The organism is Candidatus Pseudoscillospira sp. SGI.172 (genome assembly GCF_050313575.1).
In the GTDB taxonomy this organism is placed as follows: Bacteria; Bacillota; Clostridia; order Oscillospirales; family Oscillospiraceae; genus Vermiculatibacterium.
The window spans coordinates 1-15,704 of the sequence record NZ_JBNPLQ010000042.1 but is presented as its reverse complement, the minus strand read 5'-3'; the positions used below and the strand labels follow the sequence as shown (position 1 = coordinate 15,704).

Here is a 15,704-nt window from a genome sequence, read left to right as displayed (position 1 = left end):
CAGACAAAACAAAATGCGCCTGTGTACCACAAAGGCACACAGGCGCAGGAAATTACACATTCACTTAAAAGCTGACAATTTTCGCATCCGCCACCGGACTGATCCCATCGGAAAGAGTAGCTTTTTTTGATGAGTTAGGCGGATGGAAAATGAGAGCTAACAAAAGGCATCTCCCTGTAAAACTATAAAAGAGCCGATAACCGCAGCTCATGGCTGAGTGGTTATCGGCTCTGCGTCTATGCGTCTGGCTCTTTGATAATGGATGTATTGAATTGTTTGACATTGACTATCGTTTCCCGTTTGCATTTAGGGCAGAACAACGGAAAGTTCTCAAGTACAGTACCAAGACGTATCTTGGTTCGTGTCTTGTTTTTGCAGATCGGACAAAGTACCAATTTTTCATTTTCCAAGGCATCACCCTATTTCTTTGAAAATACGAAACCGTTGGGTTAATGCTCTGCTGTCCAGAAGACGCGGCGATAATGTCCGCATACTTCTCCCATACAAAATACGTATAATCACTCTGCTCATGAGTTTGTGTACTACCGTCCTCCTTGGTGAGTATCAGCAGAAATTTCTTTTGTTCGGCATCATACCACTCCGCTATCACTCCAACGCTCAAAATGTCACTTGGGGAGGAAATGACCTCCTCTTCGATATAGCCTCGCTCCACAACACCGTCATGCAGGCGGTAGACATAGATGCGCGCTGCGGCGTCAAACCATAAGTGACATTACAGATCAACTCCGTGGTGCCCTCACCGTCAAGGTCGCAGACAGAGTCATCAATTTCGTAGCCGTGACTCGTGGCAATGGGCACCCGACCCTGCGCAGTAGCAGTATGGGTGTAATAGGTTTGCCCACAGGTGTTGCCTGTCTGCTGTATCCAGTAAACGGAAAGCCCCATAATATTCAATCATAATAGCTTCTTCTTTTCTGATCTGACAAAACTCAATAGGGCAGGTGGAACTCGGCCACCCGCCAGCCATCGCCTGTGCGCTCCATGCGGATGGGATAGGCCTCGGTGTAGATGGGTCGCGTCCCATTCTCGTCCGCCTCTACCGTCAAATCGGCATAGTGCCCAATGAGGGCGAACTCCACCGCACTGTCGCTCTGGCTTATCAGTTCATAGACATCCGGTGCGTCCGCTATGTCGTACTCCATATCACTGCCCCGGGAAACGTCCAGATAGCACAGCCGCCCGTCCTCCGTGGAGGTGAAGAGAGGGACGGACGCGCCGTCTGATATCTCGCCGGCCAGCAGAGTCTCCTTGTATGCCGGGGTAAAAAGGCCGTCCAGCATGGCCTCAAAGTCGTCCCACCGGGCAAACCGGCCCACCGACAGCAGATAAGTCTGGCTGCTGTCCAGGGTCACCGTCTCATAGTTGCTCTTGTCCGGCTGGCTGCCGTCGGCCAGAGGGTAGTCGTCCACGGCGGAGGTATTGCACCCCATGAGGAAATTGGCCGCGCTGAAAGCCCGGAGGAACAAGTCCTGCTGCTCTGGAGTCAGGAAGTCGGGTACCGGCTGCTCCGCCATCCAGTCAGGGATGGGGGGCTCGGTAGAGGGCTCCATCTCCTTCGTGGGGGAGGTGACGGCCAAAACGTCCGCGGGAGAGGTAGCGGGTGCCTCCTGACCGGCGCAGGCGGTCAAGAGCAGGGCAAGGGGCAGGGCAGGGAGGATCTTTTTCATTATTCGTCCTCTTTTCATTGGTTAATATATTTTCTTCTGTAAGCGAGAAATATTCGATTTTCAGTTCCAAAGCGTTTCCATTATTTGTTTCAAGCCACGCAATATAGTCAGCCTCACCCATAGGAGTTACACCCCAAGTGTTGCTTCCAACATAATAGACCGTCCCTGTGCTGGAAGCATCTGCATCATTTGGATAACGCACAGGCACACCGTTCACCTCAAAAATAGCCTTGTCCTAAGATGAGCATATCCTCACAACTCATAAGCACCCCACTCCGGCAGGTAGCGGTAAAGTGCATACGGCCACATTTCTCCGTAGGTCTGATTATGGGAAGATAGGGCTTTCAGATTGCCATTCTGCCAAAAGACAAATGCATGGAACTCCTTCCGTTGGATATAGATATTCTTTGCCTCGGCATCATGCCCGATGATATACCCCATTGCACTTGCCATAACGCCCGGGTCATAGAGCAACACCAATTTCTCTTTTCCATCGGCATCCACGTCGGACATAGCAAACTAGAAAGGTAAGCCTGCCGATATTTCCGAGGGCCTGTATTGTTCTGTAGGGCAACCATACCAAGGATCATTCCAGCCAGAAGTCCCTTCCTGGTAGTAAATAATAACGTTTTCAGTTGCATCAAATACATAATTAGCTTGTTCAGGTGCATTACCTTCAAAATAGATCGCACGCAACTTAGGACAATCTGTAAACGCACAATTACGCAGAAGTGTAACACTGGACGGAACAGTAACTACTTCCAGATTAGTACATCCATAAAATGCATTGTCTTGAATCTCTACGACCCCATCAGGGATCACTACAGAAGTGACATTTGTGCAGTCCTGAAATGCACCTATGGTACCAAATACATTGCCAATAGCGGAAACAGGTTTTCCATCTATCTCTGCGGGAATAACAACATCCCCGCCGGAACCTATGTAGCGTTCAATCGTAACAGAACCATCTTCGTTTTCTAAAACTTCAAATTCTGCTGTATTCACAACTGGCTGTATTGCATCAGCTAAGTCACTATTGGTATTTGATATTTCAGGGTCTACTATAGACACCGGAGCATTGCGCTTCACGATTTCTTCTCCTGTAAAACTCCATCCCCCAGCAGCATTCACTTCGTTTGTATTCACCATCACTTCCATACCATGATACGTGAATCGTAACCAACCTGCTGCAGCTGAATCATCTTCTATGTACTCATAATCGTCCACACCAATCAAGGAGAAGAATGCTTCAAAGGACATGTCATCTTCCATGTCCGGGAAAAGAATGTTTGCAGTGGAGAGAAAACCAGCGCATTTCAGCTGATCCTCCAGTTCATTCATGGCCTTTTCCGCATCGCCGCTCTGTGCTCCAAAAAAGTAGTAAACATATTCCGCCTCTGGGTCTCCAAAACATATTGCAGCATTATCCGGGAATCCACCTGGTTTTACAACCAATTCGCCTTCCGGATGCTCCTTTTTTAATTCGCTCAGTGTTTTTCCAATGTTATTAAGAAATTCGGGTGTTCGGTTGCTGCGGTCTGCAGGTGCACAAGCAGATAATACGAATGATATAAGCAATAATATTATTGCAATCGTACCTTTCACAGAGAGCCTTTCTTTCATCTTCGTCACCTTATCATTTTGTTTATTTTTTCATTTAGGTCAGTTTACAAGGAACTACACGCAGACCGTGAAACGGGCTGCTGACAACAAACGGCGCTATGCTCCCGGCTGGGTGCATAGCACCTGTTTGTTGCGGGGGTTTCCAAAGGGGGCAGCGCCCCATTTGGCACACGACTTTGCGGAGCAAAGTGTAGTGTGTTATACGCTCTGTCGGCGTTGCCCTGAAAATACCGTTGCCGCCGGGGAGGGCAAGGGCATTTGACGCGGCAGGAAAGCAGGGCTTTGTTTGGGGCTGGTAAGCCGGAAACAAAGGGCTGATTTCAGCAGCAGACAGGGCGTATTATGAAAGCCCCCGTCCCTCGTCCTCCGCCCCCGGCCTATGGGACAAAAAGTCCCAAAGCTCTGGACACCGTGACCAGATGTGTGGCCACACTCCGGGAAAAGTAGCAGGACGGCAGGAAACCGTCAAGGCTGAAATGAATGGGCTGACGCCCGGCCTTGACCGTTCCCCGCCGCCCCGCTGGATGGGTGGACAAGGTGGCCAATCCCTAAAAGTGTTTGGCCGCACTCGTTCATTTTGGGGCCTTTCTTCTCCCAAAATTGAAATGGGCGGGAAAGCCCTAAAATGGCTTTCCCGCCTTGATTACCCATTAGCAAAGACGGGCGAGACTGTCAACGGCGGCGCTGAAAGCGCCGTTCATCTTGACCGTTGACTGGCTCGCCTGGCTTTGCTACTGCCCGTAAGAGATGGAAAAACAAGATGGAAAACAAGGTTAAAAATGGTTGACAAGTCTATCGGATGTGTGTTATACTGTGCGACAGTTTGAGATTGGAAGGAGGCTTACGTGTGTTAATTTGTGTACGCTAATAAGCAATAAAAAGTAGAAGTACCTTTCCACATGATGGTGGGCTTTTTTTGCGTGCGTATGCAAAGGAACACGTAGGTTTGACACGAGCAGTCTTTGAACTGTATCGTGGTGTTTTTTCGTGCTTTGTTGTTATGCAGGCGTCTGCCCTCTCTGTGGGACAACGCCTGCTTTTTATTGCAGAAACAAAGGAACAATGCAATAAAAAAGGAGGTTCGCATTATGACCCAAAACAACAATTCATGGAGAAAAACTTATTTTACACTTCTTGCCGGACAAGCAATATCCTTTATTAGCAGCGGTATTTTGCAAATGGCCATTATCTTTTATTTGGTTGCGAAAACTAATTCTGCAATCATATTGACGGCGGCAACACTGATTGGATTTTTGCCGCAAGCCTGTTTAGGCCCGTTTGCAGGTGCTTTTGTTGACCGGCACAGCCGTAAAAGCGTAATGATTGGTGCGGATTTGATAATTGCCGCCGCTGGCGGTATTCTGGCGCTGGTGGCGTTTTACATGGAATTGCCCGTATGGTCTATTATGGTTGTCCTGTTAATCCGAAGTGCGGGAACTGCTTTTCATTCTCCAGCATTCAGCGCAGCAACACCTATGATTGTGCCAAAAGAGGAACTTACAAAATGCGCTGGTTACACGCAGACCATGCAAGCAGTAAGTGCGATTATCAGTCCAGCTGCCGCAGCGTTTTTATATGCTGTTTGGCCTCTTAATGCAATTATATTGTTAGATATTGTGGGTGCAATCCTTGCCTGTGTGACTGTTGCGATTTCGTCCATACCAACGCCTGAACTATGTCCAGAAACGAAAAGACAACAGTTTTTACAGGATATGAAAGAGGGGTATGTGGTATTAAAGCAAAACAGGGGCCTCTTTGCTCTGCTCTGGATTGGTGTAATTTATATGTTCTTTTATATGCCAATCAGTACGCTTTTTCCTCTCATCTGTATGTCATACTTCAAAGGAACACCGGCCCATGCCTCTGCCGCTGAAATTGCTTTTGCGGTTGGTATGCTGCTTGGCGGAGTCATTCTGAGCATTTGGGGCGGTTTTAAGAAACGGCGGTACACCATCGGTCTTTCCGTTCTCCTGATGGGCGTTAGCAATATGCTCTCCGGGCTTTTGCCGCCAGACGCATTTCTTGTCTTTGTTGTGTGCTGTACTGTTATGGGAATTTCCGCTCCATTTTACGGTGTGCAAAATGCGATTTTTCAAGAAACGGTCAAACCAGAATATCTGGGGAGAGTTTTTTCTCTACTGACAAGCGCCGCTTCCCTCGCCATGCCGTTTGGCCTTGTCATTTCCGGGCCTCTGGCGGAGCGGCTGGGAGTTGAGAAATGGTTTGTCATTTGCGGAATTGGCATTATCATCGTTGCGCTTGCCGTATTTTTACTACCCGGTTTGAGAGAGATTGACAATACGCAATAATCAACTGCACCTTTTTCTATTACTAAACAAAATGCCTGGATGGTGGTTCTGAAAAACCAGAACCGCCGTTCAGGCATTTTTTATCTTCGTCCTCTCTGCGGTTTTGGATTCTTCAGCAAGTCGGATTTTTCCGCAATCTTTTTCAGCCACTTCCGTTCTTCTACTGACAGCTTCCTAAAATTCAGCTTGAGCCGTTTGCAGATAAACGCCAAGTACGCTTGTTCCGTGTCGCTGTCCTGGCTGACGATTTCACCAGCAGTTTCCAGCATTTCTTTTAGCGGGTTATCCTCTGGGACGCTGAAAAAATCGTCCTTGTGTGTTTCCCGCAGAGCAAGGGCAATCCCGTTTATGTCCCGTTGTATCACATAGCGGCAAAACTCGTCCTCATCAATATGGGCGGTGATAAGCTGTCTTAACTGCGTATCACTCATGCCAGGATTATGCTTTTTTATAACAGTTGCGCTCATCGTGTCCACTATGGCGTTTGCACCCTGCGCCTGTTTCAGTGCCGTTCCGTTCACATAGATTTCAAGGTCAGCCATCAGCCGGGGGAAATCCGGGTGCGCCGCCAGCTCACACAGCAGGGTATTGTCTATCCTCCCGCTTTTCAGCAGGTCAATCATTTCATCACTCAAACGCAGGTCTGCAAGATCGGCGTTTGGGTGATTTTTCATTTCAGACAGCCCCAGCAGATAATCAGCGGTCACACCGTAAAACTTCGCCAGCCGGATAAGGGCATAGTGGCTGATGTCCTTGAAGTCTTCCGTTTCGTAACTGCCCAGCGCAGACTTGGAAAGCCCGGTCTGCTCCGCAAGCTGCCCCAGCGTCAAGCCACGCTCCACACGTAGGTCTTTTAATCGCTCTTGTATGGATAAAGACATATTCACCCTCCTTGCTAGCTCAACGAAAGAGAAGCCGTTATGCTATGTACTATGCTCATAGCATAACGGCATAGGCATTTACAGTTTTATTTTACCATTTGCTACATCTTCACGAAATTTATCAACAAGCTTCGCTGTCAGCTTGGATTTACCGTAGTGTTCAAGTACAAAAGTACGATAACTTTTTCCATCTACAAGCACATCACTTTTTCTGGTCAACAACCAATTTCCGTTACCTCCTCCCTGTTCTCTAATATTCCAGTCTTTCCCATATCTTTTATAGATTTCATCTTTTTTACCTTGAACAGACATTGATTCGCTTGGAATATAAACAATTTGCATAATAGCTCCTCCTTTATTTTGTGCAAGAAGACCAGAAACCTGAATTTGTCTTTTATCTTTTTTTGATTATATCACAAATCCGAGAGCGTGGAAATAGGGAGTTTTTCAGGCTGATTTCCTACCTCTTGGATATACGGCACAGGCGGTCAAAAAGGTGTAGACTTGGGATAGTTCATCGATGGACAAGCACCTTGGAAACAGAACACGCCAAAGAAAACGGAGGGACGCATGAGCAAAAGACCCTATCAACACCTGCCGCCGCTGGAACACAGGCCGGACGGCTCCCCCTACCGCATAACCCCGCCCCAGAAGAGACGAGCCAGCGGCCTGATACGCCGGGAGTGCTGCAACTGCGAGGACGGAAACTGCCTTGCGCTGGACGATGGCGACACCTGCGCCTGTCCGCAGATGATTTCGTTCTCCGTCTGCTGCAAGTGGTTCCGCTGGGCGGTCTTGCCGCTGGACAGGACGCTGGAAGCGGAGATTTACCGGGACAGGGACTTGAAACGCTGTGCGGAGTGCGGCGGTGTGTTCGTCCCGAAGTCCAACCGGGGCAAATACTGCCCGGACTGCGCCGCCAGAGTTCACAGGCGGCAGAAAACAGAAAGTGAACGGAAAAGGAGGTCTGCTGTGGACAGTTAAGAGCGGGAAAAGCCTTGATTTGCAAGGCTCCGCAAGCCCTCAACCGGGGCGGCTGGTATCATTTATCATTCGCCCCGGAAAACGGGCCTCTAACCGTCCACAAAACACGCTATGACAAACACGATTTATATTCACCAGCCGGAAAAGGCGTTCAGTTTCACCCGGCTCCCCAATTTCCTTTTTGAAGCACCCACATTCCAGCCCTTGAGCAACGAAGCGAAGGTGCTGTATGCCTTTGTCCTGCGCCGGGCGGAGTTGTCCCGGAAGAACGGCTGGGCGGACGAGTACGGGCGGGTCTACCTGTACTACCCCATCTGCGAGGTGGTCGCTTTGCTCCGCTGCGGGCGGCAGAAAGCGGTCAACACCCTGCGGGAGTTGCAGTATGCGGGGCTGGTGGAAATCCAGAAACAGGGCTGTGGAAAACCCAACCGCATTTACCCGAAATCCTATGAAGCGGTTCCAAACACCGACTTCAAGAAATCCGGTTATGGTACGCCGGAGGGCTGAAAACCGTACTTGGCGAGTACGAAAATCAATCCTCTTGAAGTACGGAAATCTGACGGTATATAGAAATACAGAGATTAAAACCATCTATTTACATTCATTCCATTCCAATCCTATCAGAGATATTTTCGGCGGGAAAACCCGCCGGAAAGGAATGGAATGGGGAAAGGAGTTCAATGGCACAACACGCAATTTTGCGATTTGAGAAGCACAAGGGCCACCCGGCGGGGCCGCTGGAAGCCCACCATGAACGGAAAAAGGAGCAGTACGCCAGCAACCCGGACATTGACACCAGCCGGAGCAAGTACAATTTCCACATCGTCAAGCCGGATGGCCGCTACTACCATTTCATTCAGAGCCGCATCGAGCAGGCCAGATGCCGCACCCGCAAGGACAGCACTCGGTTTGTGGACACGCTGATTACCGCCAGCCCGGAGTTTTTCAAGGGCAAGTCCCCAAAGGAGATAGCGGCCTACTTCCAGAGGGCGGCGGACTTCCTCATTGACCGGGTGGGCCGGGAGAACATCGTTTCGGCTATGGTACACATGGATGAAAAAACGCCCCATCTGCACTTGGTCTTTGTGCCGCTGACAAAGGACAACCGCCTGTGCGCCAAAGAAATTATCGGCAACCGGGCCAATCTGACGAAGTGGCAGGACGATTTTCACGCCTGTATGGTGGAGCAGTACCCCGACCTGGAGCGTGGGGAAAGCGCCAGCAAGACGGGCCGGAAGCATATCCCCACCCGGCTGTTCAAACAGGCGGTCAACCTCTCCAAACAGGCGAGGGCCATTGAAGCGGTTCTCTCCGGCATTACCCCGCTGAACGCCGGAAAGAAGAAAGAGGAAGCCCTCTCCATGCTGAAAAAGTGGTTTCCGCAGATGGAGAACTTCTCCGGGCAACTGAAAAAATACAAGGTCACAATCAATGACTTGTTAGCGGAAAATGAAAAGCTGGAAGTCAGGGCAAAGGCCAGCGAAAAAGGCAAGATGAATGACACGATGGAACGGGCGAAGTTAAAAAGCGAACTGGACGATATGCGGCGGCTGGTTGACCGTATCCCGCCGGAGATTTTAGCGGAACTGAAACGGCAACAGCGGCAGCATGGAAAGGAAAGGTGATCTTATAAGTAATATCAGATACAAAAAGGAAATCGAAATCGTGACTTTTCAGGGAAAGGAAATCACACTGGAAAATCTCTCCCCGGTGTTCACGCCGGAACAGGAAGCAGCCAAACGCCGGGAACTGGAACAGCAGCTTTATGAGGTGTTCCGCAAGTACGCCGACAAGCGGGAGAGTGAGGAAGCCGGGACATAAGGTTTTCCAAACCCATCATTGATTTGCGGGGCTGCTGGCGGTATAATAGAACTGTCAGCAGCTCCGTTTCTTTTTTAAGAAAAGGAGCGACAATATGAACAATCGGATAGACGCAATCTATGCAAGACAATCGGTAGACAAAAAGGACAGCATTTCCATTGAAAGCCAGATTGAATTTTGCAAATACGAGTTGAAAGGCGGTAACTGCAAGGAATACACAGACAAAGGGTACAGCGGCAAGAACACAGACCGTCCGAAGTTTCAAGAACTGGTGCGGGACATCAAGCGGGGCTTGATTGCAAAGGTCGTGGTTTACAAGCTCGACCGTATCAGCCGTTCCATTCTGGACTTTGCCAACATGATGGAGCTGTTCCAGCAGTACAATGTGGAGTTTGTGTCCTCTACGGAAAAGTTTGATACCTCCACGCCGATGGGACGGGCCATGCTGAATATCTGTATCGTGTTCGCCCAGCTTGAACGGGAAACGATACAGAAGCGGGTAACGGACGCTTACTACTCCCGCAGTCAGCGGGGCTTTAAGATGGGCGGGAAAGCCCCTTACGGCTTCCATACGGAGCCTATCAAGATGGACGGTATCAACACAAAGAAGCTGGTGGTAAACCCGGAGGAAGCGGCCAATATCCGGCTGATGTTTGAGATGTACGCCCAGCCCACAACTTCCTACGGGGACATTACCCGGTACTTTGCCGAACAGGGGATTTTGTTCCATGGCAAAGAGCTGATACGCCCCACGCTGGCGCAGATGTTACGCAATCCTGTCTATGTGCAGGCAGACCTTGATGTGTACGAATTTTTCAAAAGTCAAGGTACAGTCATTGTCAATGACGTTGCCGATTTTACGGGCATGAACGGCTGCTATCTGTATCAAGGGCGAGATGTAAAGGCCAGCAAGAAAAACGACTTAAAAGACCAAATGCTGGTACTGGCTCCCCATGAGGGTATCGTCCCCTCCGACACCTGGCTGACCTGCCGCAAGAAGCTGATGAACAACATGAAAATCCAGTCTGCCCGGAAAGCCACCCACACATGGCTGGCAGGAAAAATCAAGTGCGGGAATTGCGGGTATGCTCTTATGAGTATCTACAATCCCTCCGGCAAACAGTATCTCCGCTGCACGAAACGGCTGGACAATAAAAGCTGTCCTGGCTGTGGGAAAATCATCACTTCGGAACTGGAAGCGGTTGTTTATCAGCAGATGGTAAAGAAGCTGGCAAGCTACAAGACGCTGACAGGAAAAAAGAAAGCGGCAAAGGCAAACCCGAAAATCACCGCCCTGCAAGTGGAACTTGCCCATGTAGACAGCGAGATTGAAAAGCTGGTGGACAGTCTGACGGGGGCAAACAATGTCCTGTTCTCCTATGTGAATGTGAAGATAGCGGAACTGGACGGGCGCAAGCAGGAACTTCTGGCAAGGATAGCGGAGTTGACTGTGGAGGCCATCAGCCCGGAACAGGTCAGCCAGATTTCCGGCTACCTCGATACCTGGGAGAATGTATCTTTTGATGACAAGCGGCGTGTGGTGGATTTGATGATCACCACCATAGCCGCCACAAGCGACAGCTTGAACATCACATGGAAAATCTGACTGGCGGCACCCCTCCCGTCAGATACCTACCCTGTGTAGTCCCTTGTAAACTGTACTTTTCCTTAGCCGCAACTACATAAACCGTATCTTGGTTCGGATCTTGTTGTCACATAATGGCATAGAACCTATTTTTTCAAGGTATCACCTTCGCATGCTTTTCTTCCGAATGTGTCGTGGCATAACCCCTGCTATTGCTATTGTTCAATCGCCAAAGTATTTTCTTCGGTAAGTGACAGATACTCGATTTCTAACTCCTCAGTATCGCCTTTTGCCGTTGACTGGCTCGGCTGGCTTTGCTGTTTTCCCACGAACAAGATGTAAGTTACTTTTTCTTGACAAGCTGCAACTTTATATTTCTCCTGTCGGCAATCTTTTGAAACACCTCTGCTACATACGAACATTGCGCCTTAAATGATAGTAAGGACAATTCATCATTGGATCGTATTTGCTTCATTGCTTCTCGTAATTCCGAAAGTTCTAATAAATTGACAACCACACAAAAGAAATTTTTTCTGCGTCCGTCATTATAATTAGAGAGTAAGTGGGAGAGAATTTGTATTTTTTCCTGCTGTTCAAGATTATATTGCGCAATACCTATGCTCTGCGCTCTTTCTAAATCCGCCTTTTGCCGCCTGTGCGTGATAAAAGAGTCATATTCATCAATGCGTTGATATTTTTCGCATGGATATTGTTTGCACTCATAGCAATATTCAACCTTTCCATGCTCCAGACTGCATTTTGCTATCCACATGATTGATTACCATTGCCGCAACCGCCGCAATAATTTCCTAACAGCATAGGACACAACCCGCAATTCAATCCGCAAAGAGAGAATAATTGATTTTTTCGTTCAAATCCTTTCATAAATATCAGCCCCGCAAATTCTGCCTTTTGCTCTGTTCGGTTTCCCGTAACTGTATTTCTACTGCTTCCTCCACTGCATACATTCATTCACATATTCAACAGGTACGTCCATGCGCTCTGCTGTCTGTTCCGGCGTCATTCCGCTGTCTATAAATCTTTTGCAGACCGCTTTCATATTTTCGCCCACTTCGATAATATGCCTGTCCGGGTCATAGAAACGAACCACACGCTGTCCCCACGAATGTTTCTTAACCGGGTGAACATATTGGACATTGCACTTTTGAAGATTATCTGCAAATTTATCAAAATTATCTTCTTCAAAATAAAGTTCAAAATTATTGCCACCGAAAGAAATATCGCTTGTATCAATAAATTCCTTGTATGTTTCCAGCGCCTGTAAGGCTAAACCGCCCGTCAAGGTCTTGTTTGCGCCAAAGTCCATGACTACCTGAAGCCCTAAAACTCTTTTATAAAATTCAACGGTTTTATCCATATCCGTCACAACTAACATTGTATTCATCATGTACCTCCACAGCTCCCCGATTGGAGAGCTTTTAATATCTTTTCCGTTTCTGCTATATCCTTTTCAATCAGAGGGCGCATACTGTCCTTGTACTTTGATACATCAGCGCCCTGCAAACAAGACAATATTCTTGGAATATACTGTGGTTTTGCAGCGCCCACCTGTGCAAGAGCCTTTATGCACTGTCTGGCCGTAATCGGCTTTTCGTCTGTTACATGAGCAAGGAAATCAGAAAAAATGAAATCAAAGCGATTTTCCTCGTCCCACTGAGCATTTGCCGCAAGAATATACAATGCTCGGTTTCTTACCAATGATTTTGGATGACTGAGCAAAGAAGCAAAGTCATCAAAATATTCGTACCATTCATCGGTTTCCTGACTTTCCGATATCATTTTATCGGCAAGGGCGCAGGCATATTTATCATTTTTCAGCGTCAGCTTAGCTACAATATTTTCTTTCATGCTATTCTCTCAAGTTCTGATTTGCCATTTTCTTATTTCCTCCCCCGCTGTGGTGTTGGATTTTTGAGCAAGCCCGACTTTTCTGCAATCTTTTTCAGTCATTTCTTTTCTTCTGCGGACAGCTTCCTATAGTTCAGCTTCTCGAGGACGAAGGAATTCCTGTGGTAGAGCAAAATACCTTCCCGCTGCATCTTGCTCAATTCATTGGACATGGCGCTGCGGTCAACGCCCAGATAGTCGGCAAGCTGCTGCCGGTTGAAGGGGATCGTAAAGCGGTAGCTGCCGCTGCGTTTGGCCTGCTCCGAAAGATAGGAGAGCAGCCTGCCCCGAATGGTTTTGGAAGAGGTGTGCAGACTGCGGCGGGAAAGAGCGAGGTTTTTCTGGGCCGAGATCTGCAGGAGGTTCTGAATCAATTTGTTGTGGTGGGTGCAGGAGCTCTGACAGGTGGTGATCAGCTTCCCTGCGTTCAAGAACAAAACGCTGCTCTTCTCGCTGGCGACTACGGACACCATCAGCGGCTCTCCCGGGATGCAGGCATAGGTCTCCGCAAAAAGCTGGCCCGCATCCACATGACCGAGAATGGTCTTGTTTCCCCACAGATCGTCGATCTCAATGTTGACGCCGCCGGAAAGCACCAGCCCCATATTCTCCACACATTCCCCGATGTGCAGGATCGTGTCCCCTTTTCCGTACTGGTGCTCATACGCCCCCAGGCAGGCAAGCATCTCCCGGGCCTCCTGCGGACTCGTGCCCCGGAACAGTGTGGTGTTCGTCAAAAATACAAGATCCATTTTTTTCTCCATTTGTGTTGTTATAACAACATACTTGTCGGGACGATTATAGTATGCTCCAATCAGAAAGTCAAGGATCCGCTGCGGGGCAGCGGGGAGGGCGGCCCGATTCGGCCGCGGAGACCGTGAAAGGAGAGACTCAGTTGTCTTATTTGAAGAATATATCCCACGAGCGGGTGGTGAAGCTGGCGGATGAGATCGACGCCGCGTCGGGCCAGGTGGTAAGCAAGACCCTGGCGCAGAACGAGGCGGTGAGCGTCACGCTGTTTGCTTTTTCCAAAGGGGAGGAGATCGGCACCCACGCTTCGGACGGGGACGCCATGGTGTTTATCCTGGAGGGGTGCGCCGAACTGACCATTGACGGAGTGAAGTACCTTTGCAGTCCGGGCGAGAGCATTGTCATGCCTGCGCACAAGCCGCACGCTGTCTATGCCGAAGAAGATTTTAAAATGCTGCTGACCGTCGTCTTTCCGCTGGGGAAGGACTAAAAAACACAGGAGAAACAGAAAGGGGTCACAATGATGGAAAATAAAATGTTTTGCTTCCAGTGCGAGCAGACGGCCGGGTGCGCCGGCTGCATGGGCGGCGCGGGGGTCTGCGGCAAGAAATCAGATACCGCAAACCTCCAGGATGAGCTGACCGGGGCGCTGATCGGCCTTGCCCGCGCCGCAGGCGGAGACACCGATCCTGCCGAGAGCATCTATTCGACCATCCTGGAAGGACTGTTCACGACCATTACCAACGTCAGTTTCGACGACGAAGCGATCCGGCGGCAGATCGACAAGACCCATGCGGAAAAGGCAAAGCTCATTTCTCCCTGCTGTGCCTGCGCTTCCCCGTGCGGGCACAGCGACGACTATGAAATGAAAAAGCTGTGGGATGACAACGAGGATCTCCGCAGTCTCAAATCCCTGATCCTGTTCGGCCTGCGCGGTATGGCGGCGTATGCCTATCACGCGCGGATGCTGGGCTATCGCGATGAGGAAGTCGACCGCTTCTTCTGTGAAGGACTGTTTGCCGTGGGAGAGGATCTGACCATGGAGCAGCTCCTGCCCATCGTGATGAGGGTCGGCGAAGTCAATCTCAAGTGCATGGCGCTGCTGGATCGGGCCAATACCGAGACTTACGGCACACCGGTTCCCACCACCGTTCCGCTGATGGTGGAGGAGGGGCCCTTTATCGTGGTCACGGGGCATGACCTGAAGGATCTGCAGCTTCTGCTGGAGCAGACTGCGGGGAAGGGGATCAACATCTACACCCACGGGGAGATGCTGCCCGCGCACGCCTACCCGGAGCTGAAAAAACACCCCCATCTCAAAGGCAATTTCGGCACCGCGTGGCAGAACCAGCAAAAGGAGTTTGACGGTATCCCCGCGCCGATCCTCTTTACCACCAACTGCCTGATGCCGCCCAAGGGCAGCTACGCAGACCGGGTATTTACCACGGAGGTGGTCGCCTTCCCAGGCGCTGTCCATATCGGCGGGAGCAAGGATTTTACCCCCGTGATCGAAAAAGCGCTGGAGCTGGGCGGCTATGCAGAACCGCGTCCCATGACAGGCATCAACGGCGGAACGCAGGTGACCACCGGTTTTGGTCACGGCACGATCCTCTCCGTTGCCGACAAGGTTGTGGAGGCCGTCAAATCGGGCGCCATCCGGCACTTCTTCCTGGTGGGGGGCTGCGACGGGGCAAAGCCGGGCCGCAACTACTACACGGAATTCGTGAAACAGGCCCCGCAGGACACTATGATCCTGACGCTGGCCTGCGGAAAGTACCGCTTCAACGATCTTGACCTTGGAGAGATCGGCGGCCTGCCCCGCATCATGGACATGGGGCAGTGCAACGACGCCTACGGCGCCATTCAGGTGGCCGTCGCTCTGGCGGACGCCTTCGGCTGCGGCGTGAATGATCTGCCGCTCTCCTATGTACTGTCCTGGTATGAGCAGAAAGCCGTCTGCATTCTGCTGACACTGCTGCATCTGGGGATCAGGAATATCCGCCTGGGCCCCACGCTGCCCGCATTCCTGTCGCCCAATATTCTGCACTTCCTGGTGGAGAATTTCGGAATCGCGCCCATTACCACACCGGAAGAGGACATCAAAGCGCTGATGGCATAACAAAAACGCTATCGATGCAAAAGGCCGCCTGCAAAT

Annotated in this window: 17 protein-coding genes and 2 pseudogenes; 9 read left to right on the top strand and 10 right to left on the bottom strand. The window is 50.1% G+C overall.

Annotated features, from left to right (window positions below):
* Window positions 1-236 precede the first annotated feature (236 nt).
* The 4 genes from ACQRD3_RS12500 to ACQRD3_RS12485 form a co-directional block, all read right to left on the bottom strand.
* Entirely contained in the window at window positions 237-410 is a 174-nt protein-coding gene (locus ACQRD3_RS12500; protein ID WP_427781613.1) for a cysteine-rich KTR domain-containing protein, read from the bottom strand.
* Window positions 411-950: 540 nt separating this feature from the next.
* The gene (locus ACQRD3_RS12495; RefSeq protein ID WP_427781612.1) at window positions 951-1,688 is read right to left on the bottom strand and encodes a hypothetical protein; all 738 of its coding nucleotides are present in this window, start codon (window positions 1,686-1,688) and stop codon (window positions 951-953) included.
* 252 nt (window positions 1,689-1,940) lie between these two features.
* Window positions 1,941-2,201: a hypothetical protein gene (locus ACQRD3_RS12490; RefSeq protein ID WP_080906998.1), complete on the bottom strand. Its 261-nt coding sequence runs from the start codon at window positions 2,199-2,201 to the stop codon at window positions 1,941-1,943.
* A gap of 6 nt (window positions 2,202-2,207) precedes the next feature.
* Window positions 2,208-3,311 (bottom strand): leucine-rich repeat domain-containing protein, encoded by a 1,104-nt coding sequence (locus tag ACQRD3_RS12485; protein WP_427781614.1) that lies wholly within the window; start codon window positions 3,309-3,311, stop codon window positions 2,208-2,210.
* A gap of 476 nt (window positions 3,312-3,787) precedes the next feature.
* Between ACQRD3_RS12485 and ACQRD3_RS12480 the strand changes: the two genes are divergently transcribed.
* A complete protein-coding gene (locus ACQRD3_RS12480) occupies window positions 3,788-4,024 on the top strand; it encodes a hypothetical protein (protein WP_014080336.1) in 237 nt (78 codons plus the stop codon).
* A 375-nt stretch (window positions 4,025-4,399) separates the two neighbouring features.
* Window positions 4,400-5,620, top strand: coding sequence for an MFS transporter (locus tag ACQRD3_RS12475; protein WP_002584949.1), 1,221 nt, complete (start codon window positions 4,400-4,402; stop codon window positions 5,618-5,620).
* A gap of 80 nt (window positions 5,621-5,700) precedes the next feature.
* On the opposite strand, the gene ACQRD3_RS12470 is transcribed toward ACQRD3_RS12475, so the two are convergent.
* Together ACQRD3_RS12470 and ACQRD3_RS12465 are read right to left on the bottom strand one after the other, a co-directional pair.
* Window positions 5,701-6,501 carry a helix-turn-helix domain-containing protein gene (locus ACQRD3_RS12470; RefSeq protein WP_002575858.1) on the bottom strand — a complete coding sequence of 267 codons (801 nt, stop codon included), beginning with the start codon at window positions 6,499-6,501 and terminating at the stop codon, window positions 5,701-5,703.
* Window positions 6,502-6,579: 78 nt separating this feature from the next.
* On the bottom strand, window positions 6,580-6,843 hold the full coding sequence (locus tag ACQRD3_RS12465) for a hypothetical protein (RefSeq protein WP_002575859.1): 264 nt from the start codon (window positions 6,841-6,843) through the stop codon (window positions 6,580-6,582).
* Between the two features lie 228 nt (window positions 6,844-7,071).
* On the opposite strand from ACQRD3_RS12465, the gene ACQRD3_RS12460 reads away from it, so the two are divergent.
* The 5 genes from ACQRD3_RS12460 to ACQRD3_RS12440 all read left to right on the top strand — a co-directional run bounded on the left by ACQRD3_RS12460 (window position 7,072) and on the right by ACQRD3_RS12440 (window position 10,912).
* Window positions 7,072-7,485 (top strand): cysteine-rich VLP domain-containing protein, encoded by a 414-nt coding sequence (locus tag ACQRD3_RS12460; protein ID WP_002575860.1) that lies wholly within the window; start codon window positions 7,072-7,074, stop codon window positions 7,483-7,485.
* Between the two features lie 111 nt (window positions 7,486-7,596).
* Window positions 7,597-7,992, top strand: coding sequence for a replication initiator protein A (locus ACQRD3_RS12455; protein WP_002575861.1), 396 nt, complete (start codon window positions 7,597-7,599; stop codon window positions 7,990-7,992).
* 173 nt (window positions 7,993-8,165) lie between these two features.
* A complete protein-coding gene (gene mobV, locus ACQRD3_RS12450; RefSeq protein ID WP_002575862.1) occupies window positions 8,166-9,110 on the top strand; it encodes a MobV family relaxase in 945 nt (314 codons plus the stop codon).
* A complete protein-coding gene (locus tag ACQRD3_RS12445; protein ID WP_002584948.1) occupies window positions 9,094-9,306 on the top strand; it encodes a hypothetical protein in 213 nt (70 codons plus the stop codon). The genes mobV and ACQRD3_RS12445 overlap by 17 nt, the downstream gene beginning before the upstream one ends.
* A gap of 94 nt (window positions 9,307-9,400) precedes the next feature.
* Window positions 9,401-10,912, top strand: coding sequence for a recombinase family protein (locus tag ACQRD3_RS12440; RefSeq protein ID WP_002575864.1), 1,512 nt, complete (start codon window positions 9,401-9,403; stop codon window positions 10,910-10,912).
* Between the two features lie 322 nt (window positions 10,913-11,234).
* On the opposite strand, the pseudogene ACQRD3_RS12435 reads toward ACQRD3_RS12440, so the two are convergent.
* From ACQRD3_RS12435 to ACQRD3_RS12420, 4 genes and pseudogenes are all read right to left on the bottom strand, one after another.
* Window positions 11,235-11,776, bottom strand: a pseudogene (locus ACQRD3_RS12435) (DUF3795 domain-containing protein).
* 58 nt (window positions 11,777-11,834) lie between these two features.
* Entirely contained in the window at window positions 11,835-12,299 is a 465-nt protein-coding gene (locus ACQRD3_RS12430; RefSeq protein WP_427781611.1) for a VOC family protein, read from the bottom strand.
* Entirely contained in the window at window positions 12,296-12,760 is a 465-nt protein-coding gene (locus ACQRD3_RS12425) for a SufBD protein (protein ID WP_427781610.1), read from the bottom strand. Before ACQRD3_RS12425 ends, ACQRD3_RS12430 begins: the two co-directional genes overlap by 4 nt.
* 32 nt (window positions 12,761-12,792) lie before the next feature.
* Window positions 12,793-13,551 (bottom strand): annotated as a pseudogene (locus ACQRD3_RS12420) (Crp/Fnr family transcriptional regulator).
* 143 nt (window positions 13,552-13,694) lie between these two features.
* On the opposite strand from ACQRD3_RS12420, the gene ACQRD3_RS12415 reads away from it, so the two are divergent.
* On the top strand, window positions 13,695-14,039 hold the full coding sequence (locus ACQRD3_RS12415; protein ID WP_427781609.1) for a cupin domain-containing protein: 345 nt from the start codon (window positions 13,695-13,697) through the stop codon (window positions 14,037-14,039).
* 33 nt (window positions 14,040-14,072) lie between these two features.
* The gene (gene hcp, locus ACQRD3_RS12410; protein WP_080907186.1) at window positions 14,073-15,668 is read left to right on the top strand and encodes a hydroxylamine reductase; all 1,596 of its coding nucleotides are present in this window, start codon (window positions 14,073-14,075) and stop codon (window positions 15,666-15,668) included.
* The last annotated feature ends 36 nt before the right edge of the window (window positions 15,669-15,704 follow it).

What these genes read in the sequence shown, in the direction of transcription:
- ACQRD3_RS12430 (WP_427781611.1), bottom strand. Translation starts at nt 12,299, where the DNA reads ATGATGAATACAATGTTAGTTGTGACGGATATGGATAAAACCGTTGAA.
- ACQRD3_RS12425 (WP_427781610.1), bottom strand. Translation starts at nt 12,760, where the DNA reads ATGAAAGAAAATATTGTAGCTAAGCTGACGCTGAAAAATGATAAATAT.
- hcp (WP_080907186.1), top strand. Translation starts at nt 14,073, where the DNA reads ATGGAAAATAAAATGTTTTGCTTCCAGTGCGAGCAGACGGCCGGGTGC.
- ACQRD3_RS12490 (WP_080906998.1), bottom strand. Translation starts at nt 2,201, where the DNA reads ATGTCCGACGTGGATGCCGATGGAAAAGAGAAATTGGTGTTGCTCTAT.
- ACQRD3_RS12475 (WP_002584949.1), top strand. Translation starts at nt 4,400, where the DNA reads ATGACCCAAAACAACAATTCATGGAGAAAAACTTATTTTACACTTCTT.
- ACQRD3_RS12460 (WP_002575860.1), top strand. Translation starts at nt 7,072, where the DNA reads ATGAGCAAAAGACCCTATCAACACCTGCCGCCGCTGGAACACAGGCCG.
- ACQRD3_RS12495 (WP_427781612.1), bottom strand. Translation starts at nt 1,688, where the DNA reads ATGAAAAAGATCCTCCCTGCCCTGCCCCTTGCCCTGCTCTTGACCGCC.
- ACQRD3_RS12455 (WP_002575861.1), top strand. Translation starts at nt 7,597, where the DNA reads ATGACAAACACGATTTATATTCACCAGCCGGAAAAGGCGTTCAGTTTC.
- mobV (WP_002575862.1), top strand. Translation starts at nt 8,166, where the DNA reads ATGGCACAACACGCAATTTTGCGATTTGAGAAGCACAAGGGCCACCCG.
- ACQRD3_RS12440 (WP_002575864.1), top strand. Translation starts at nt 9,401, where the DNA reads ATGAACAATCGGATAGACGCAATCTATGCAAGACAATCGGTAGACAAA.
- ACQRD3_RS12480 (WP_014080336.1), top strand. Translation starts at nt 3,788, where the DNA reads ATGAATGGGCTGACGCCCGGCCTTGACCGTTCCCCGCCGCCCCGCTGG.
- ACQRD3_RS12470 (WP_002575858.1), bottom strand. Translation starts at nt 6,501, where the DNA reads ATGTCTTTATCCATACAAGAGCGATTAAAAGACCTACGTGTGGAGCGT.
- ACQRD3_RS12465 (WP_002575859.1), bottom strand. Translation starts at nt 6,843, where the DNA reads ATGCAAATTGTTTATATTCCAAGCGAATCAATGTCTGTTCAAGGTAAA.
- ACQRD3_RS12485 (WP_427781614.1), bottom strand. Translation starts at nt 3,311, where the DNA reads ATGAAAGAAAGGCTCTCTGTGAAAGGTACGATTGCAATAATATTATTG.
- ACQRD3_RS12445 (WP_002584948.1), top strand. Translation starts at nt 9,094, where the DNA reads ATGGAAAGGAAAGGTGATCTTATAAGTAATATCAGATACAAAAAGGAA.